Raw genomic sequence first — 14,746 nt, forward strand, 5'->3', positions numbered from 1 at the left:
CCGTCAAGCCGCCGCGCGTCAGCCCGGCGGTTTTTTCTTTGCGCAACGGCCGGCTCAGTATTTGAAATAGCCTATGGTCTGCGCCAACTCCACCGCCTGCTCGCTCATGCCGCGCGCGGTGGCGGTCAGTTGTTCCGACGCCGCGGCGTTGGCTTGCATCGACCGGCTGATTTCGCTGACCCCCTGATTGATCTGTTCCACCTGCAGCGCTTGCTGGTTGGAGGATTGATTGATCTCCTGCACGAAGCTGGCGGTGCTTTGTATCGCCGGCAACATCTGGTTGAACAGTTCGCCCGCGTGTTCGGCGCGGCGCACGCTGCTTTGCGTCAGCTGGCTGATTTCCTTGGCCGCCTGCTGGCTGCGCGCCGCCAGTTTGCGCACTTCCCCAGCCACCACCGCGAAGCCGCGGCCATGCTCGCCGGCGCGGGCGGCCTCTATCGCCGCGTTCAGCGCCAGCAGATTGGTTTGATAGGCGATATCGTCGATGATCAGCACTTTGTTGGCGATGTCCCACATCGCGGCAATGGTTTCGTCCACCGCTTGGCCGCCGGCCAACGCGTGTCTGCTGCTGTCGCTGGCCATCTGGTCCGTGGTGCGGGCATCGTCCCGGTTCTTCCACACGAAGGCGGAGATCTGTTCGAGACTGGCGCTGTTCTTGTCGATGTTGTTGGCCTGCTCTGCCGCTTGCTGGCTCAGCGTGTCCACCGCCTGGCTGATCTGACGCGCGGCGTTGGCCAGGTCCGAGGAGAAGGCGTCGATATGCCCCAGAATGCCGGCCAGCTTAGCCACCAGCCTGCGCGTGGATTCTGCCAGGTCGCCCAGCTCGTCCTGGCTGGTGTAGCGCGGCGGCGCGGTCAGATCGCCATCGGCGATGGCGTGCAGGGCTTGGCTTACTTCGCGGATGGGCTGATGCAGCAGGCGGCGTACCAGCAGGGACAGCACCATGACGGTGACCAGATCCAGCAGCAGGATTTCCGCCGATACCCGCCACAGCACAGCGTGCAGTTTCTCGCGGATTTCTTCTGTAGACACTTGCAGGCTTAGTTTGCCGACAGTGCGCGCGGTCGCGCCGTCGTGAAAGACCACGATGCGTTCGCGGGTCATATCCGCATCAGAGGCCGGCTTTCCTACGCGAAGCAGCGAGCCGTCGGCCTCGCGGCGGTAGCCGGCGAACGGCGCGCCGTTGGCGTCGCGGACGAAAACGCCGCGGAGGGCGCGTTTTCCCATCTCCGCTTCCAGTACCCGCAAGCCTTGGGCACTGTCGAAATTCCACATTGGCCCGGCCAGGTTTGCCGCCAGCCGTGCGCCGATCGCGGCGATTTCGCTGTCCAGCGTCTGGTGCAACTCCTGTTGGGTGCGCCAGTAGTCCAGCGCGCCGAACGCCGCCAGCAGGGCGGACATGATGAGCATGAAGGCCAGGTTGAGCTTCAGGCTGATGCTGTGGTGCCGCATAGGTGCATGCTCCCGGCTCGATAAACCGATTCAACGCTTTATTGATAGCACCTGTTGGCCTTGGCCGGACTGTGGGATGCCGCCGATCTAGATCGGCGGAGGGAAGGGCGCTGGGGGCTGCTGGCACGGATGCGGGAGAGCCGGCATTAAGCGCCGTGTTTATGCCTTTTGCGCGTAGCTATATTCTGAAACATGACATGACAAAGGTCTTGAGGTAATCTCCTGCCCCATGTGTTATGGGCCACAACGACAATCCCAAGCCATAACATCGGCGGCGGCGCTGCCCTTGAACCTGTTTACGACCTGCTGGCTGTTGCGGAGCGTTACACCGTGAGTGCCTCTTCGAAATGCTCTCGCGAGATCGTGAACTGGCTCTAAAGAACGTGTTTACGATCTCGCGAGCAAGAGCAAGACAAGGCGAAAACGTCCAAAAAAGCGGAATGTACTCGTGGTACATGAGCATTTTGAGGGTGTTTTCAACGCGGTCTCGCCGAAGCGCCGCAGATCGTAACCGGGTTATAAGCGCCAAGGCCACAACCCTTACGCAATACAAAGACAGTTAAAGGAGCAACTATGCAACCTGCTCAGGACTCCCTGCACAGGGGACTGGAAGAGCGGCATATCAACCTCATGGCTCTTGGCGCCACCATTGGCGTCGGCCTGTTTCTGGGATCGGCCACCGCTATCAAAATGGCCGGCCCCGCCATCATGCTGGCTTACGCCCTAGGCGGCTTTGCCATCTTCCTGATCATGCGAGCGCTGGGTGAAATGGCCATCCATAATCCGGTGGCCGGGTCGTTCAGCCGTTACGCGCTGGATTACCTCGGCCCCTTGGCCGGCTACCTGACCGGCTGGAACTACTGGTTCCTGTGGCTGGTGACTTGCATGGCGGAAATCACTGCCGTCGGGGTCTACATGGGCATCTGGTTCCCGGACATTCCAGCCTGGTATTGGGCTCTGGCCGCGCTGGTGGCCATGGGCGGCGTTAACTTCATCGCGGTCAAGGCCTATGGCGAATTCGAGTTCTGGTTCGCGCTGATCAAGATCGTCACCATTGTGCTGATGATCATCGGCGGCCTGGGCATGATCGTGTTCGGTCTGGGCCATGGCGGAGTGGCCACCGGCATCTCCAATCTGTGGAGCCACGGCGGTTTCATGCCCAATGGCTTCAGTGGCGTGCTGATGTCGCTGCAAATGGTGATGTTCGCTTATTTGGGCGTGGAAATGCTGGGACTGACCGCCGGCGAAGCCAAGAACCCCAAGAAAGCGCTGGCACGCGCAGTGGATTCGGTGTTCTGGCGCATTCTGATCTTCTACATCGGCGCGCTGTTTGTCATTTTGGCCATTTACCCGTGGAATGAACTGGGTACCCGCGGCAGCCCCTTCGTGCTGACTTTCGAGCAGTTGGGCATCCCGGCTGCCGCCGGCATCATCAACTTCGTGGTGCTCACCGCCGCGCTGTCTTCGTGCAATAGCGGGATTTTCAGCACCGGCCGCATGTTGTACAACCTGGCTCAGCAACAGCAGGCGCTGCCTGTGTTCGCCAAGGTGTCGCGCCAAGGCGTGCCGGTATTCGCGTTGCTGATGTCGGTATTCGCGCTGCTGATGGGCGTGCTGCTCAACTACCTGGCGCCCAAGGAGGTTTTCACCTGGCTGACCGCGATTTCCACCTTTGGGGCGATCTGGACCTGGGTGATCATTCTGCTGGCCCAGCTGCGTTTCCGCCGCACTCTGAGCCGCGAGCAGTTGGCGGCGCTGGCCTACAAGATGCCGTTCTGGCCGTATGGTTCTTACATCGCCATGGGGTTCTTGATCCTGGTGGTGGGCTTGATGGCTTACTTCCCGGACACTCGCATCGCCTTGATTATTGGCCCGGGTTGGCTGGCCTTCCTTGTGGTGGCCTACTATCTGCTGGGCTACCACAAGCGCAGCGCCGAGGAAGTGGCGCGGCTGGCGCAAAACGCCCGTTGACGTTTGCCCGTTTCCAGCCGCAATGAAAAACCCGCTCGCAAGGAGCGGGTTTTTTGCGTCTCAACGCGGCAGCCAGCTGCCGCGCAGCGAGTAATCGCCCGGCTGCTGCCGGGTGGGGCCGCTGAGCGGATAAGCCGGCGGGGGCGCGTGTTGTTCGCAGTTGCTCTGGCCGAAGCAACGCGGCAGCGGGTTGAAGCCGACGCTGGGGCAGCCCGGAGGCGGGTTGATGCCGATGCAATGCTGCATCTGTTCTCTTTGCATCCGTTCCCGCAAGCTGGGTGTGTTCAGATCCGCTTTGACCGAAAAATCCGGGCCGGCGTCCAGGTCTTTCAACTGCACCGCGCTTTTGAACTTGAGTGGCTTGTTCTTTTTATCCGTCGGCTTCATTGACGGCTTGACGCGAGCGTCCCACGGATCTTTCAAGGCGAAGTCGTAAGAAGGCAGGGGAGCCGCCGTCAGGCTCGCGCTCAAGGCGGCCAGCGACAGGAATAGGGCGTGTCTACACTGCATGATGAATCTTTGTCCTGCGGTGGCAATGCCGCTGACGCTTGGCTGCTGCCAGGCAGACAAGGCGCGCGGAATGCTCTTGTTGGGGATATGGCTGACGCGGCGGTAGCCGCGGTGGCTGTGAGCCGCTCACCGAAAATTTAATGGGAGCGGTCGGATGCTTTTTATAACATCAAAGTTTTTCAGCTGGCAATAAGACGCAATGACATGCGAAGCTGAGCGGGGCTTAATCGCAGAACGCGGCTTCGGTTGTTCATACTCATGGAGATCCTCAATGGCGCACTATCTGGTAGAACTGTACAGTCCAAAGCCGGCTTGGCTGGCTTTGAGTTTTTTGCATCGCACCGACTTTCTGGACCAGATCAAAACCAATATGGAGGCGCTGCCCGGCCTGGGCATTCAATTGCTGACTTTAAGCCAGATCGCCGCCGACGCCGATCAGGCTGCGCCCTATCGTTTTCTGGGGGTGTGGAGCCTGCCGAATCAAGAGGCCTGTGAGGCGATGCTGGCTGGCATTCGCGCCAGCGGTTGGTACGACTATTTCGACCACGTCAACGCGGTGGGCGCGGCCGGCGGCGTGGACGTCCATCTGGCGGACCTGCTGCAAGTCAAGTAAGCGCTTTGGAAACCGTTGCGGACGACAGCTTAAGCTGCCGTCCGCAAAGAGACGTCAAAGGCGGCCGGCGGACAGCCGGCCGTTCCGCTTACAGTTCCCGCAGCACGCGCCATTCCACGAACTCGGCGGGATCGCCGGTTTCCTTGGTCTCGAAGACCGCTGGAATGTGGAAGGGCTTGCCGGTGGCGACATTGGTGCCGGCGATGGTGACGGTCATGCCTTCTTGCAGGTGGTTTGGCCGCTCCCCGCCTGCCACGGTCACCGACCACGTGCCGCCGGGCAGCAGGCCGGCAAAGGTGGCGATGCCCTTGCCGTTTTCAATCAGCGGAATCGATAGTGGCTCGTTGGGCGGGATGTAAGCGCTGACCGACACGTCGTTCAGGTGGATCTGGTAAGCGATATCCTCATGGAGATCGGCGTCGTCGCGCACCTGCGGCCGCGGGCGGCCATGGGTGATGGTGCGGCCGAATCTGGGCGTTTCTCCGCCCTGGAGGCAAGTCAGCCACATGGTGGTGAACTCGCTGCCTTCCGGATTGGTGCAGATGGCGTAGTAGCGGTTGCCCGAATGGACGCCGCTGTGCTGAGGCTCGCCCGAAGTCAGATCGAGGTTGTAAAACACATTCCTTCCCAGGGTGCCCACCGAGTAGGTGCCCGCGCCGCCGGTGAACACCGCGGGCACGACGATGAGCGAATTCGGGATATAGGGGTAAATGCGGACCTGACTGACTTTGGTAGGAAACGGCGCCATGATTTTCTCCTGGCTAATGAAACCGGTGATAGAGGATGCGAGGGCGCTTATTCGTATTGAATAGGTGGCGCCCGGCGCCCACTAAACCTAGACCAGGAAAATGTTTTGGCTCCTGTGCTAAAGAGCAGACGGCGGCCATGCGCGGCCGCGGGCTTATTCCTGTCGCCCCGGCAAGGAGCTATGTTCATGAAATACCTTCCACTGGCCCTGCTCGCGACGCAAGCCCATGCTGATGCGGTTGCTCAGCGACCTGAGCGTTTCCCCCGTCGGCGACAGGGCGGTATAGGTCAGCAGCGCGTGGCCTATGGCCAGTTCCGCGTTTTCACAGGACTCGATTGCCTGCGCGCTGACTTGAACCCTGTCCTCCCCCAGTGACTGAAACCACTGCTCGGCCATGCTGCGCCAGGCGGCGATGCCGCGCAGAGAATCCCGCTCCCATATATCGAACACATGCACATCGTCGCTGTATAGGGCGGCGAACGCCGCGGCATCCTTGGCGAACACCGCGGCGCCATAAGCCGCCAGCAGTTGTTCAAAAGCGCTGTGCGCTTGTTGCATGTCCGGGCTCCTTGATGGGGATGGGGTCCTTGCTCCGGCTAATCATAGAAACGCAGACGTCATTGCCGCAAGCGTCCGGTGGCAAGGGGGAGACAATGCAAGTGGCGTTGCCGTATGTGGCGGCTTGCCTTAGGGTGAGGTTCATCGCTCATTCGCTCCCGGTATCGCCATGTCCTTGCTTCACTCCGAATCACCGTCGCTGTTTCAAATCCGTTCCGCGCTGGCGGAGGATGCCGAAGGTTTGATCCGGCTACATTTCCGCGCGGTGCAGGCGATAGCGCCATCGTTCTACTCGTCGTCAGTGCGCGCAGCCTGGTCGCCGCCGCCCAGTCCCGCGCGCGCCGCGTGGATGCGGCAGACGATTGCCACTCCGGAACGTCGGGTGCTGCTGGCTGCGGCCGAGGGGCGCTTGGGCGGTTTTGCCATCTGCGCGCCGGAACAGGGTTTGTTGCAGGCGTTGTACGTGGACCCGGCCTGCACCGGCCTGGGCTTGGGCCAATGCTTGCTGGGCGCGGCGGAAGAGACGGTGAGGGAAACCGGCTGTGCCCGCGTCACGCTCAAGGCATCGCTGAACGCATTGGGCTTTTACCTGGCCATGGGGTATAGGCTGGGCGCGGCGGCGCGCCAGCCGCTGGCCGATGGTGTGGAAATGGACTGCCGGGAGATGGACAAGGCGCTCTAGCGAAGTTTCTGGCTAGCCAACATTTGGCCCCTGGGCGTGTCGGACCCGAGATGTTCTGCGCAGCGCTTCAAGGCACTGATAAACGATTGTGAACCGGTTCATGGGTGTTTCGCCGCGATATAGCTGCGGCAAAAGCGCGCGGTCATGCCGGCGATCAGCGTGCTGGCTTCGGTGATGTCGGTCATCACGCGCTTGGGCGGCGGGTTTTCCGAGGCGCCGTGCCGGGCGTAGATGCCGAGGATGCTGGTGTTGTTGCAGGCGGCGGTGAACAAGCTGAGCTGCTCCGGGTCGGCGAAGGTGTCAATGGCGGCGCCTATGGACTTGGCATGGTGTTTGACGCTGTCCAGTATCTTGTACAAGGTGCCCCAGGTCAGCACTTTTTCCAGCGTGGTGCAGGTGGATATCAGGCCCAGCAGGAATAGCAGGTCGCGTAGATCGGGATCGCGCTTGCATAGGTAGAGAAGGTAGGACGGGTAGCGTTGGCGCGGGTTTTCGTAACGGGTGTGGACCTGGTCGATTCTGGGGTTGCGGCTGAACGGGTCTTCTTCTATCTGCTGAGCGCTGATGGAGTGAAAGCCGCCGTCCTCGTAGGCGCTGAAACCCAGAAACTGGATCGGCATGCTGTTGATATCGCCAGTGGAGGCGCGCAGGGCGCCGTTGAGCAGCAGCTGCAGGCTGTAGAGACGTTGGGATACGTGCTCGGGATCGTCCAGGTCGTCGATATGGCGGGAATAGGCGTAGAACTGCATGCCGATGTGATCGTTTTCATAGCCCAGATCGATGTCGTTGCCGAAGAAGTTGTGGGCGAGATCGGGGTAATAGCCGCCGGCGGCGACGGTGATTTCCCATTTGTGTACTGGCGACATGAAGCTTCCCTGACGGCGGTAAGAGCCTGTTCAAAGTCAGCCGCGCTTCGGCGGGATGGATAAAAAGGGGCGTTGGTTTTCGCCTCGTCTTGCCCTAGCTCGCGAGACTTTAGAACAGGCTCAAGATGGATGGGCGGGACGCGTATGGGCGTTTTGCCGCGCCGGATGCTAGCACAGTTCAAGCTTGTTGGCGTAAATATGGCGGATATGAAAACCCAAAGTCATTATTCGTGGGTTTTTAGATGGGGAGGTGGGCGGTGGCGTTTGACTGGCTATGCCCGGCGCCGGCCTTGCCGGCACAGAGCCGCGACGGTTTGACCTTGCGGTCGGCCGCCATATCGGAGATGGAGGCGGTTTACCTGATGGGGAAGGATGCCTGGGGCGAGGGATGCTCCGAGGCCGACTACCTGCGTTTGTGTCGCGATTCGCGCAAATACCAGCGCGGCCGCTGGCATGTGTTGGCGGACGCGGGCGGCGGCTTGCTCTGTTCGGCGATTGCTTATCAGCTGCCGCGACTGGCGGGACGGGTGACATTGGGTTTGGGGTCGGTGGCCACGGGGCCTGAATGGCGTGGCCAGGGTTGTGCCAGCCTGGCCTTGAACGGCCTGCTCGCAGGATATCGGCGGCATTGCCGGGCAGAGGTGTTCTTGTTGTTCGCGGATATTGAATGGCGGTTTTATCAGCGTTTGGGTTTCATGCCCCTGCCACAGTCTTTGCAAGCGCATGGCAAGGCGGTGGGGATGGCGCGATGCGCGCCGGAACTGTGGGAAGACGTGCTGCTCGCCTTGGCTGAGCGGCCGCTGGGATATTTTTAAGCGGCACCGGCGCGGTCACGAATGGGGTCATTGCCCCATTCGCTTTTGGCCGCGTTGACGGCGCTAGGGCTTAGGGCCTGTGCAAAGTCTCGCTAGCAAGAGCGAGTCTTAGAACCTGTTCACGATCTGCTGCGCGTCGTGAAGCGTTGCACGGTGAGTACAAGCTCAAAATGCTCATGTACCACTCGTACATTCCGCTTTTTCGCTTGTTTTCGCCTTGTCTCGCTCTTGCTCGCCAGGCTCTTAGAGCCTGTTCAAAGTCTTTTGAGTAAGAGCCCCAAGAAGGCCAGATGGATGAACTGTAAGCTGGTATTGAGTTTCCGCTCGCAGTTCTTCCACAGCCTTCTGCTCTTTTCCAACCAAGCGAAGCTGCGCTCAACAACCCAGCGTTTGGGCATCACCTTGAAGGTATGCAGCTCGCTCCGTTTGGCAATCTGCACCGTCACGTCCGCCCCCAGAATCTCACTCACGCCTTGAGCAAAGGGGTTGCCAACATAGCCACTATCCGCCAGCAGGCTCTGAGCCCCAATCAATCTGGATTTACATTGCCGTAGCGCCTGTAGCGCCCCTTTGCGATCCGTTACCTCCGCTGTAGTCACGGCCACCGCATGTGGCAGGCCCTGCGTGTCCACAACAATATGGCGCTTGATACCTGAGACCTTCTTACCTGCGTCGTAGCCTTTTAACCCTGCTGTATCAGTGTTCTTCACGCTCTGCGCGTCCACGATCAAGAACCTGCTGCAAGCGTTCCGCCCCAGTTTCTCTCGGGCCGCGCCAACCTGATTTTTTAAGCGCCTGCTCCAGCAGGCTGCCCCCTTCTCGCGGCTCACTCCACATGGTGAAATACGAATGGACGGTACGCCATTTGGGAAACGCTTCAGGAAGCATTCGCCATTGGCAGCCGCTTCGGAGCAGGTACAGCACGGCACAAAACACTTCATACAAGTCCACTCGACGGGGGCTTGTTCTCTTACGCGCACTTTCCAGAAGTGGTCTGATCACTTCAAATTGTTCGCGACTGATATCACTTGGGTAGCTTTTTCTCACCTCTGGATTTTCTCACACTACGCTACACTCAGAGACTTTGAACAGGTTCTTAGAACAGGTTCTTAGAACAAGCTGGGCTGCGCGCCTTGCGGATGATCGATCAGCGCTTCGGTGCTGCCTTCGGCCAGGCGCAGGGAAACCCGCTCGCGGTTGCGCAGCTCTTCCGGGGATTTGACCGCGGTGCCGTCCTGTTTTTGCACGATGGCGTAGCCGCGGGCCAGCACCGCTTCAGGGTTGAGCGCCAGCAGGGTGGCGGCCAGGGTGTCCAGCTTCTGAGTTTGCCGGTTGAGCAGGTCCTGGCGCGCGCGTTGCAACCGGGTTTGCAAACGGTCCATGGCTTGGACTGCATGCGCCAGGTCGGGCCGACGGCGCTGCAACTTGCTGTCCGCCAGTTGCAGCGCCCAGCGCCGTTGTTCAAACAGACCGCTCAGCCGGCGTTGCAGCCGCTCTTGCTGACGCTGGAGCGCCTCGCGCTGGCGTTGCAGCTTTTCGCCCGGGTGAGCTAGCCGGCGCGCAAGGTAGTCCAGTTGCTGAGACTTGTCGGTGAGCAAGCGGCCGAGCGCGCGCTCCAGCCCGCGCTTGGCGGTTTCGAGCTGAGCACTCAGGTGCTCGCGGCTGGGGGAGACCAGCTCCGCTGCGGCGGTGGGCGTGGGCGCTCGCTTGTCGGCCACGAAGTCGCAGATGGTGAAGTCGGTTTCGTGGCCGACGCCGCTGACGGTGGGAATGGGGCTGGCGGCCACGGCGCGGGCGACGATTTCTTCGTTGAACGACCACAGGTCTTCGATGCTGCCGCCGCCGCGGCAAACGATGAGCACGTCCACTTCGCGCCGCTCGCCGGCGCGCCGGATAGCGTCGGCTACTTGCTGGGCGGAGCCTTCCCCCTGCACTTGGGCCGGGTAGAGAATGACCGGGATGCCGGGCATGCGGCGGCGCAGGGTGCTGACCACGTCGCGCAAGGCGGCAGCGGCCGGCGAGGTGACGATGCCGATGGCGGCGGGGTGCGGCGGCAGCGGGCGCTTGTGCGCGGGGTTGAACAAGCCTTCCGCCTGCAGCTTGGCCTTGAGCTTTTCAAAAGCCTCGTACAAACGGCCCAGGCCGGCGGAACGCATCTGATCGACGTTGATCTGGAAATCGCCGCGTGCCTCGTACAGGGTGACGGTGCCCTTGAGCTCCACCTGCATGCCTTCCGCCGGGCGGAAGGGCAGTTGCGACACTTTGCCGCGAAACATCACGCAACGCACTTGGGCGCGGCCGTCTTTCAAGGAGAAATAGGCGTGTCCGGACGCGGCCAGGGTGAGGTTGGAAATCTCTCCGCCTATCCACATCGGCGGCAGTCCGCTTTCCAGCAGATCGCGCGCCATGCGGTTGAGGGAGGAGACGCTGATGACGTCGTTCTGGGTGGTGGTAAAAAACATGGTTGTCAAGTGATCCACAGCGGGGGGTGGAAAATATTTTCAGCTAAAGCGAGTTGAGTCTTGGCTTGCGTAGCGTTTGATATCTCTAAAAAATTCAATAAAATCAATAACTTGATTGTTTTCTTATCCAGGGCGGACTAAGCCTAAAAACGGCCTGGCGCTTGGCTTGAGAGCATATTTGCACAGTTTTATCAACAAAGTTATCCACAGGGTTTTCCGTTTCAATCCTGTGACAATAGTTTTTCCTGTAAAAACAAGGGACAAGGCCTTTTCCCTCAGAGTCGCTGTCCTCGTTTGTCTTGATATTGCTCAAGTAAGCGCTTTCTTCTTTCATCCGAACCGGATGCCGGCGGGTTGGCTTTGTTGGCCGGTTATGCTTTTGGATTTCCCTGTCCGCGTTTAGGCAGAGCCCGGAATTTTCCTTTTTGGGGCTTGGTTCACGATCCGCCGCAACGCCGTATCGCCGACGCGTAGCAGATCGTAAACAGATGTTCAGGAGCTCAGCTCCTTCAGCAGTTCCTTGACCCTGACCACGCGCAGCGCCACGTCCTGGATATCGGCCTCCACGCGCAGCTTGTCCTGGCCCGCCAGCCGGTAATTGCGCTTGGTTTGCAGCAATTGGATGATCTTCATCGGGTCTATCGGCGGGTTCTTGACGAAATGAACCTGGATGGCCACCTCGCTGGCGTCCAGCTTTTGCACGCCCAGCGGCTTGGCCAGCAGGCGCAGGCGGTGGCTGTCTATCAGCGTCTTGACGGTTTGCGGCGGCAAGCCGAAGCGGTCGATCAGTTCTTCGTGGATGTCGTCGATTTCCTGCTCGCTCTCGCAGGTGGCCAGCCGCTTGTACAGGACCAGCCGCTCGTGCACGTCGGGGCAATAACCGTCCGGCAGCAGCGCCGGGCTGTGCATATTGATTTCAGTGGTGACGCCCAGTGGCGCGTCCAGGTCCGGAGTGCGTCCTTTTTTGAGGTCGCGCACCGCCTGTTTGAGCATTTCGGTGAACAGAGAGAAACCCACTTCCTGCATTTCGCCGGATTGGCCTTCGCCCAGCACCTCGCCGGCGCCGCGGATTTCCAGGTCGTGCATCGCCAGGTAGAAGCCTGCGCCCAGCTCCTCGGACATCTGGATGGCTTCCAACCGTTTCATCGCGTCCTTGGTGATGCCTTCCGGGGTCAGCAGATAGGCATAGGCCTGGTGATGGCTGCGGCCGACGCGGCCGCGCAGCTGGTGCAGTTGGGCCAGGCCGAACTTGTCGGCCCGATTGATCAGAATGGTGTTGGCGTTGGGGATGTCGATGCCGGTTTCAATGATGGTAGAGCACAGCAGCACATTGAAGCGCTGCTGCAGGAAGTCGCGCATCACTTGTTCCAGCTCGCGCTCGCGCAATTGGCCGTGGGCCACGCCAATGCGAGCTTCCGGCACCAGTTCCGCCAGCTTTTCCCGCATGTTTTCTATGGTGTCCACCTCATTGTGCAGGAAGAACACCTGGCCGCCGCGCTTGAGTTCGCGCAGTACCGCTTCGCGTATCACGCCGTTGGCCATCGGGCTGACGAAGGTTTTAACCGCCAGCCGGCGACTGGGGGCGGTGGCGATGACGGAGAAGTCGCGCATCCCTTCCAGCGCCATCGACAGAGTGCGCGGAATCGGCGTCGCGGTCAGCGTCAGTACGTCCACATTGGCGCGCAGCCGTTTGAGCTGTTCTTTCTGGCGCACGCCGAAACGGTGCTCCTCGTCGATGATGACCAGGCCCAGATTCTTGAACTGGATGTCCGGCTGCACCAGCTTGTGGGTGCCGATGACGATGTCGACGCTGCCATCGGCCAGGCCGGCCAGCGAAGCCTTGCTTTCCTTGGCGCTGCGGAAGCGAGAGAGTTCTGCGATTTTCACCGGCCAGTCGGCAAAGCGGTCGGAGAAATTCTGGAAATGCTGTTCCGCCAGCAGAGTGGTGGGCACCAGCACTGCCACCTGTTTGCCGCCAAGGACAGCGACGAAGGCGGCGCGCAGCGCTACTTCGGTCTTGCCGAAGCCGACGTCGCCGCAGACCAGCCGGTCCATCGGCTTGCCGGAGCACATGTCTTGAACCACGGCTTCGATGGCGCTGGCCTGGTCCGGGGTTTCTTCGAAGCCGAAACCGGCGGCGAAGGCGTCGTAGTCTTGATGGGACAGGCTGAAGCTGTGGCCTTCCCGCGCGGCGCGTTGCGCGTAGAGGTTGAGCAGTTCCGCGGCCGTGTCGCGGGCTTTTTCCGCGGCGCGTTTCTTGGCTTTTTCCCAGGCGGGATTGCCCAGCTTGTGCAGGTGGATCTGGTCCGCCACGCCGCCCGCGTAGCGGGAGATCAGGTGCAGTTGGCTGACGGGCACATAGAGGGTGGCGCTATCCGCGTACTCCAGTTGCATCAGTTCGGTTTCGCCTTCGCCCAGGTCCATGGACACCAGGCCCACGTAGCGGCCGATGCCGTGCTGCTCATGCACCACCGGATCCCCCGCCTTGACTTCGGCCAGGTCGCGCAGCATGGAGTCGGAACCGGCGCGCGCGCTTTTGCGGCGGGCGTGGCTGCGCGCCACATGCTGGTACAACTCGGATTCGGTGACTACGGCGATGCCGGCGCCGGGCAGGGCGAAACCGGTGTAGAGCGGTGCCACGCAGAGCGCCAGCGGCATGTCGCCGGCGATGAATTCGGCCCAGCCGTCCACCGGGCGCGGCTTAATGCCGTGCTCTTGCAGGAACTGGTGGACGGTTTCGCGGCGGCCCAGGCTTTCCACGGTAATCAGGATGCGCTGACGGCCGCTGCGGATGAAAGCGTCCAGCTTATGCAGAGGCTGCTCGGCACGGCGTTCCACCGCCAGCTCCGGCAGAGGAGCGCAGCCTTCCGCGAGTTCGCCGTCGCCGGCCAGTTCGATGCGGGCGTAGGGTTTGAGCCGCGCCATCAGTTCGTCCGGACGCAGGAAAATGTCGGCCGGCGGCAGTACCGGGCGTTCCAGATCGCCGCGCGCCATGTCGTAGCGGCTTTCCACGTCTTGCCAGAAGACGTTGGCGGCGTGTTGCACATCATGGTGCAACACAATCAGCGCGTCGTCGCCCAAGTAGTCGAACAGAGTGGCGGTGTCGTCGAAGAACAGCGGCAGGAAGTATTCGATGCCGGCCGGCCACAGGCCTTGAGAGACGTCTTTATAGATGCGGCTTTTGCTGGGGTCGCCTTCGATGCGTTCGCGGTAACGCTGGCGGAAGGCGGTGACGCCGCTTTCATCCGCCGGGTACTCGCGCGCCGGCAGCATCCGGATTTCCGGTACCGGGTACAGGGTACGCTGGTTGTCCGGATCGAAGGTGCGCAGGCTGTCGATTTCGTCGTCGAACAGATCGATGCGGTAAGGCAGCGCCGAACCCATTGGGAACAGATCGATCAAGCCGCCGCGGATGGAGAATTCTCCCGGGGCCATCACCTGAGTGACGTGGTGGTAGCCGGCGGTGACCATATTGGCGCGCAGCTGTTCCACATCCAGCCGCTGCTTGGCCTGCAGGAAAAAGGTGCGTCCCAGCAAATAGCTTATCGGCGCCAGCCGTGTCATCGCAGTGCCGACCGGGGCGATGATCACATCGCATTCACGCTGATGGATCTGCCACAAGGTAGCCAGCCGTTCGCTGACCAGTTCGCCGTGGGGGGAGAAGTGGTCGTAGGGCAGGGTTTCCCAGTCAGGCAGCAGCGCCACGCGCAGCGAGGGCGCAAAGAATGGGGCCTCGGCTTGCAGGCGTTGGGCGGATTGCGCGTCGGCGGCGAGGATGAGCAGCGGACGCCGCTGGGCAGCGAGGCGGGCGACGATGTTGGCGTCCAGCCCGGCGGGCAGGCGTCCGTGACGAGTTTTCTGACTGGCGGGAGGTATCCGCGGGAGATTATCCAACATGCTGCTTCACTAGTTTTGGCGGTTTCGGGCTTGGCGGTTTCGGGATTATAGCAGCCGTCCGCCGCGCGCCGTTCGCTGGGCTTGCGCAAGGTCGGCGCGGCTTGTGTTCGGCGGGGTGAATATTTTCATCGGCATTGTCTGGCTGCATCCGGCAATTGCATATATTGTATGT

12 protein-coding genes are annotated in these 14,746 nt (G+C 61.1%); 4 read left to right on the plus strand and 8 right to left on the minus strand.

Annotation, left to right across the window (positions count from 1 at the left end; translation table 11 throughout):
* Window positions 1-54: 54 nt before the first annotated feature.
* A complete protein-coding gene (locus tag BR71_RS24940) occupies window positions 55-1,452 on the minus strand; it encodes a methyl-accepting chemotaxis protein (protein ID WP_052370285.1) in 1,398 nt (465 codons plus the stop codon).
* A gap of 573 nt (window positions 1,453-2,025) precedes the next feature.
* Between BR71_RS24940 and BR71_RS02910 the strand changes: the two genes are divergently transcribed.
* Complete coding sequence (locus BR71_RS02910) at window positions 2,026-3,423, plus strand: amino acid permease (protein WP_043592678.1); 1,398 nt, start codon at window positions 2,026-2,028, stop codon at window positions 3,421-3,423.
* A gap of 60 nt (window positions 3,424-3,483) precedes the next feature.
* Here BR71_RS02910 and BR71_RS02915 read toward each other — a convergent pair whose 3' ends face one another.
* A complete protein-coding gene (locus tag BR71_RS02915) occupies window positions 3,484-3,933 on the minus strand; it encodes a hypothetical protein (protein ID WP_143330138.1) in 450 nt (149 codons plus the stop codon).
* 271 nt (window positions 3,934-4,204) lie between these two features.
* On the opposite strand from BR71_RS02915, the gene BR71_RS02920 reads away from it, so the two are divergent.
* The gene (locus tag BR71_RS02920) at window positions 4,205-4,546 is read left to right on the plus strand and encodes a DUF6616 family protein (RefSeq protein WP_043632398.1); all 342 of its coding nucleotides are present in this window, start codon (window positions 4,205-4,207) and stop codon (window positions 4,544-4,546) included.
* An 88-nt stretch (window positions 4,547-4,634) separates the two neighbouring features.
* Here BR71_RS02920 and BR71_RS02925 read toward each other — a convergent pair whose 3' ends face one another.
* Both BR71_RS02925 and BR71_RS02930 read right to left on the minus strand, forming a co-directional pair.
* Window positions 4,635-5,294, minus strand: a complete 660-nt coding sequence (locus BR71_RS02925; RefSeq protein ID WP_043632402.1) for a hypothetical protein — start codon at window positions 5,292-5,294, stop codon at window positions 4,635-4,637.
* Between the two features lie 153 nt (window positions 5,295-5,447).
* Window positions 5,448-5,852, minus strand: a complete 405-nt coding sequence (locus tag BR71_RS02930) for a YybH family protein (protein WP_043632405.1) — start codon at window positions 5,850-5,852, stop codon at window positions 5,448-5,450.
* 169 nt (window positions 5,853-6,021) lie between these two features.
* Between BR71_RS02930 and BR71_RS22695 the strand changes: the two genes are divergently transcribed.
* Complete coding sequence (locus BR71_RS22695; RefSeq protein WP_052370286.1) at window positions 6,022-6,534, plus strand: GNAT family N-acetyltransferase; 513 nt, start codon at window positions 6,022-6,024, stop codon at window positions 6,532-6,534.
* Window positions 6,535-6,632: 98 nt separating this feature from the next.
* Here BR71_RS22695 and BR71_RS02940 read toward each other — a convergent pair whose 3' ends face one another.
* Window positions 6,633-7,400 carry a hypothetical protein gene (locus tag BR71_RS02940; RefSeq protein WP_043632415.1) on the minus strand — a complete coding sequence of 256 codons (768 nt, stop codon included), beginning with the start codon at window positions 7,398-7,400 and terminating at the stop codon, window positions 6,633-6,635.
* Between the two features lie 242 nt (window positions 7,401-7,642).
* Here BR71_RS02940 and BR71_RS22700 point away from each other — a divergent pair, with 242 nt between their 5' ends.
* Window positions 7,643-8,215 (plus strand): GNAT family N-acetyltransferase, encoded by a 573-nt coding sequence (locus tag BR71_RS22700; RefSeq protein ID WP_052370287.1) that lies wholly within the window; start codon window positions 7,643-7,645, stop codon window positions 8,213-8,215.
* A 254-nt stretch (window positions 8,216-8,469) separates the two neighbouring features.
* Here BR71_RS22700 and BR71_RS23265 read toward each other — a convergent pair.
* The 3 genes from BR71_RS23265 to mfd form a co-directional block, all read right to left on the minus strand.
* Window positions 8,470-9,262 (minus strand): IS5 family transposase gene (locus BR71_RS23265; protein WP_156038773.1). Its coding sequence is split into 2 segments (ribosomal slippage): window positions 8,470-9,004 and window positions 9,003-9,262, totalling 795 coding nucleotides; the frame shifts between segments, so codons are not numbered across the junction.
* A gap of 62 nt (window positions 9,263-9,324) precedes the next feature.
* On the minus strand, window positions 9,325-10,677 hold the full coding sequence (gene xseA / locus BR71_RS02955) for an exodeoxyribonuclease VII large subunit (RefSeq protein WP_043632419.1): 1,353 nt from the start codon (window positions 10,675-10,677) through the stop codon (window positions 9,325-9,327).
* Window positions 10,678-11,169: 492 nt separating this feature from the next.
* Entirely contained in the window at window positions 11,170-14,574 is a 3,405-nt protein-coding gene (gene mfd / locus BR71_RS02960; protein ID WP_043632422.1) for a transcription-repair coupling factor, read from the minus strand.
* Window positions 14,575-14,746: the final 172 nt, after the last annotated feature.

The sequence above is a fragment of the Chromobacterium haemolyticum DSM 19808 genome, assembly GCF_000711885.1.
Classification (GTDB): Bacteria; Pseudomonadota; Gammaproteobacteria; order Burkholderiales; family Chromobacteriaceae; genus Chromobacterium; species Chromobacterium haemolyticum.

Excerpts from the sequence above, each read along its gene's own strand:
- BR71_RS24940 (WP_052370285.1), bottom strand. The coding sequence starts at position 1,452 with ATGCGGCACCACAGCATCAGCCTGAAGCTCAACCTGGCCTTCATGCTC.
- BR71_RS02910 (WP_043592678.1), top strand. The coding sequence starts at position 2,026 with ATGCAACCTGCTCAGGACTCCCTGCACAGGGGACTGGAAGAGCGGCAT.
- BR71_RS02915 (WP_143330138.1), bottom strand. The coding sequence starts at position 3,933 with ATGCAGTGTAGACACGCCCTATTCCTGTCGCTGGCCGCCTTGAGCGCG.
- BR71_RS02920 (WP_043632398.1), top strand. The coding sequence starts at position 4,205 with ATGGCGCACTATCTGGTAGAACTGTACAGTCCAAAGCCGGCTTGGCTG.
- BR71_RS02925 (WP_043632402.1), bottom strand. The coding sequence starts at position 5,294 with ATGGCGCCGTTTCCTACCAAAGTCAGTCAGGTCCGCATTTACCCCTAT.
- BR71_RS02930 (WP_043632405.1), bottom strand. The coding sequence starts at position 5,852 with ATGCAACAAGCGCACAGCGCTTTTGAACAACTGCTGGCGGCTTATGGC.
- BR71_RS22695 (WP_052370286.1), top strand. The coding sequence starts at position 6,022 with ATGTCCTTGCTTCACTCCGAATCACCGTCGCTGTTTCAAATCCGTTCC.
- BR71_RS02940 (WP_043632415.1), bottom strand. The coding sequence starts at position 7,400 with ATGTCGCCAGTACACAAATGGGAAATCACCGTCGCCGCCGGCGGCTAT.
- BR71_RS22700 (WP_052370287.1), top strand. The coding sequence starts at position 7,643 with ATGGGGAGGTGGGCGGTGGCGTTTGACTGGCTATGCCCGGCGCCGGCC.
- xseA (WP_043632419.1), bottom strand. The coding sequence starts at position 10,677 with ATGTTTTTTACCACCACCCAGAACGACGTCATCAGCGTCTCCTCCCTC.
- mfd (WP_043632422.1), bottom strand. The coding sequence starts at position 14,574 with ATGTTGGATAATCTCCCGCGGATACCTCCCGCCAGTCAGAAAACTCGT.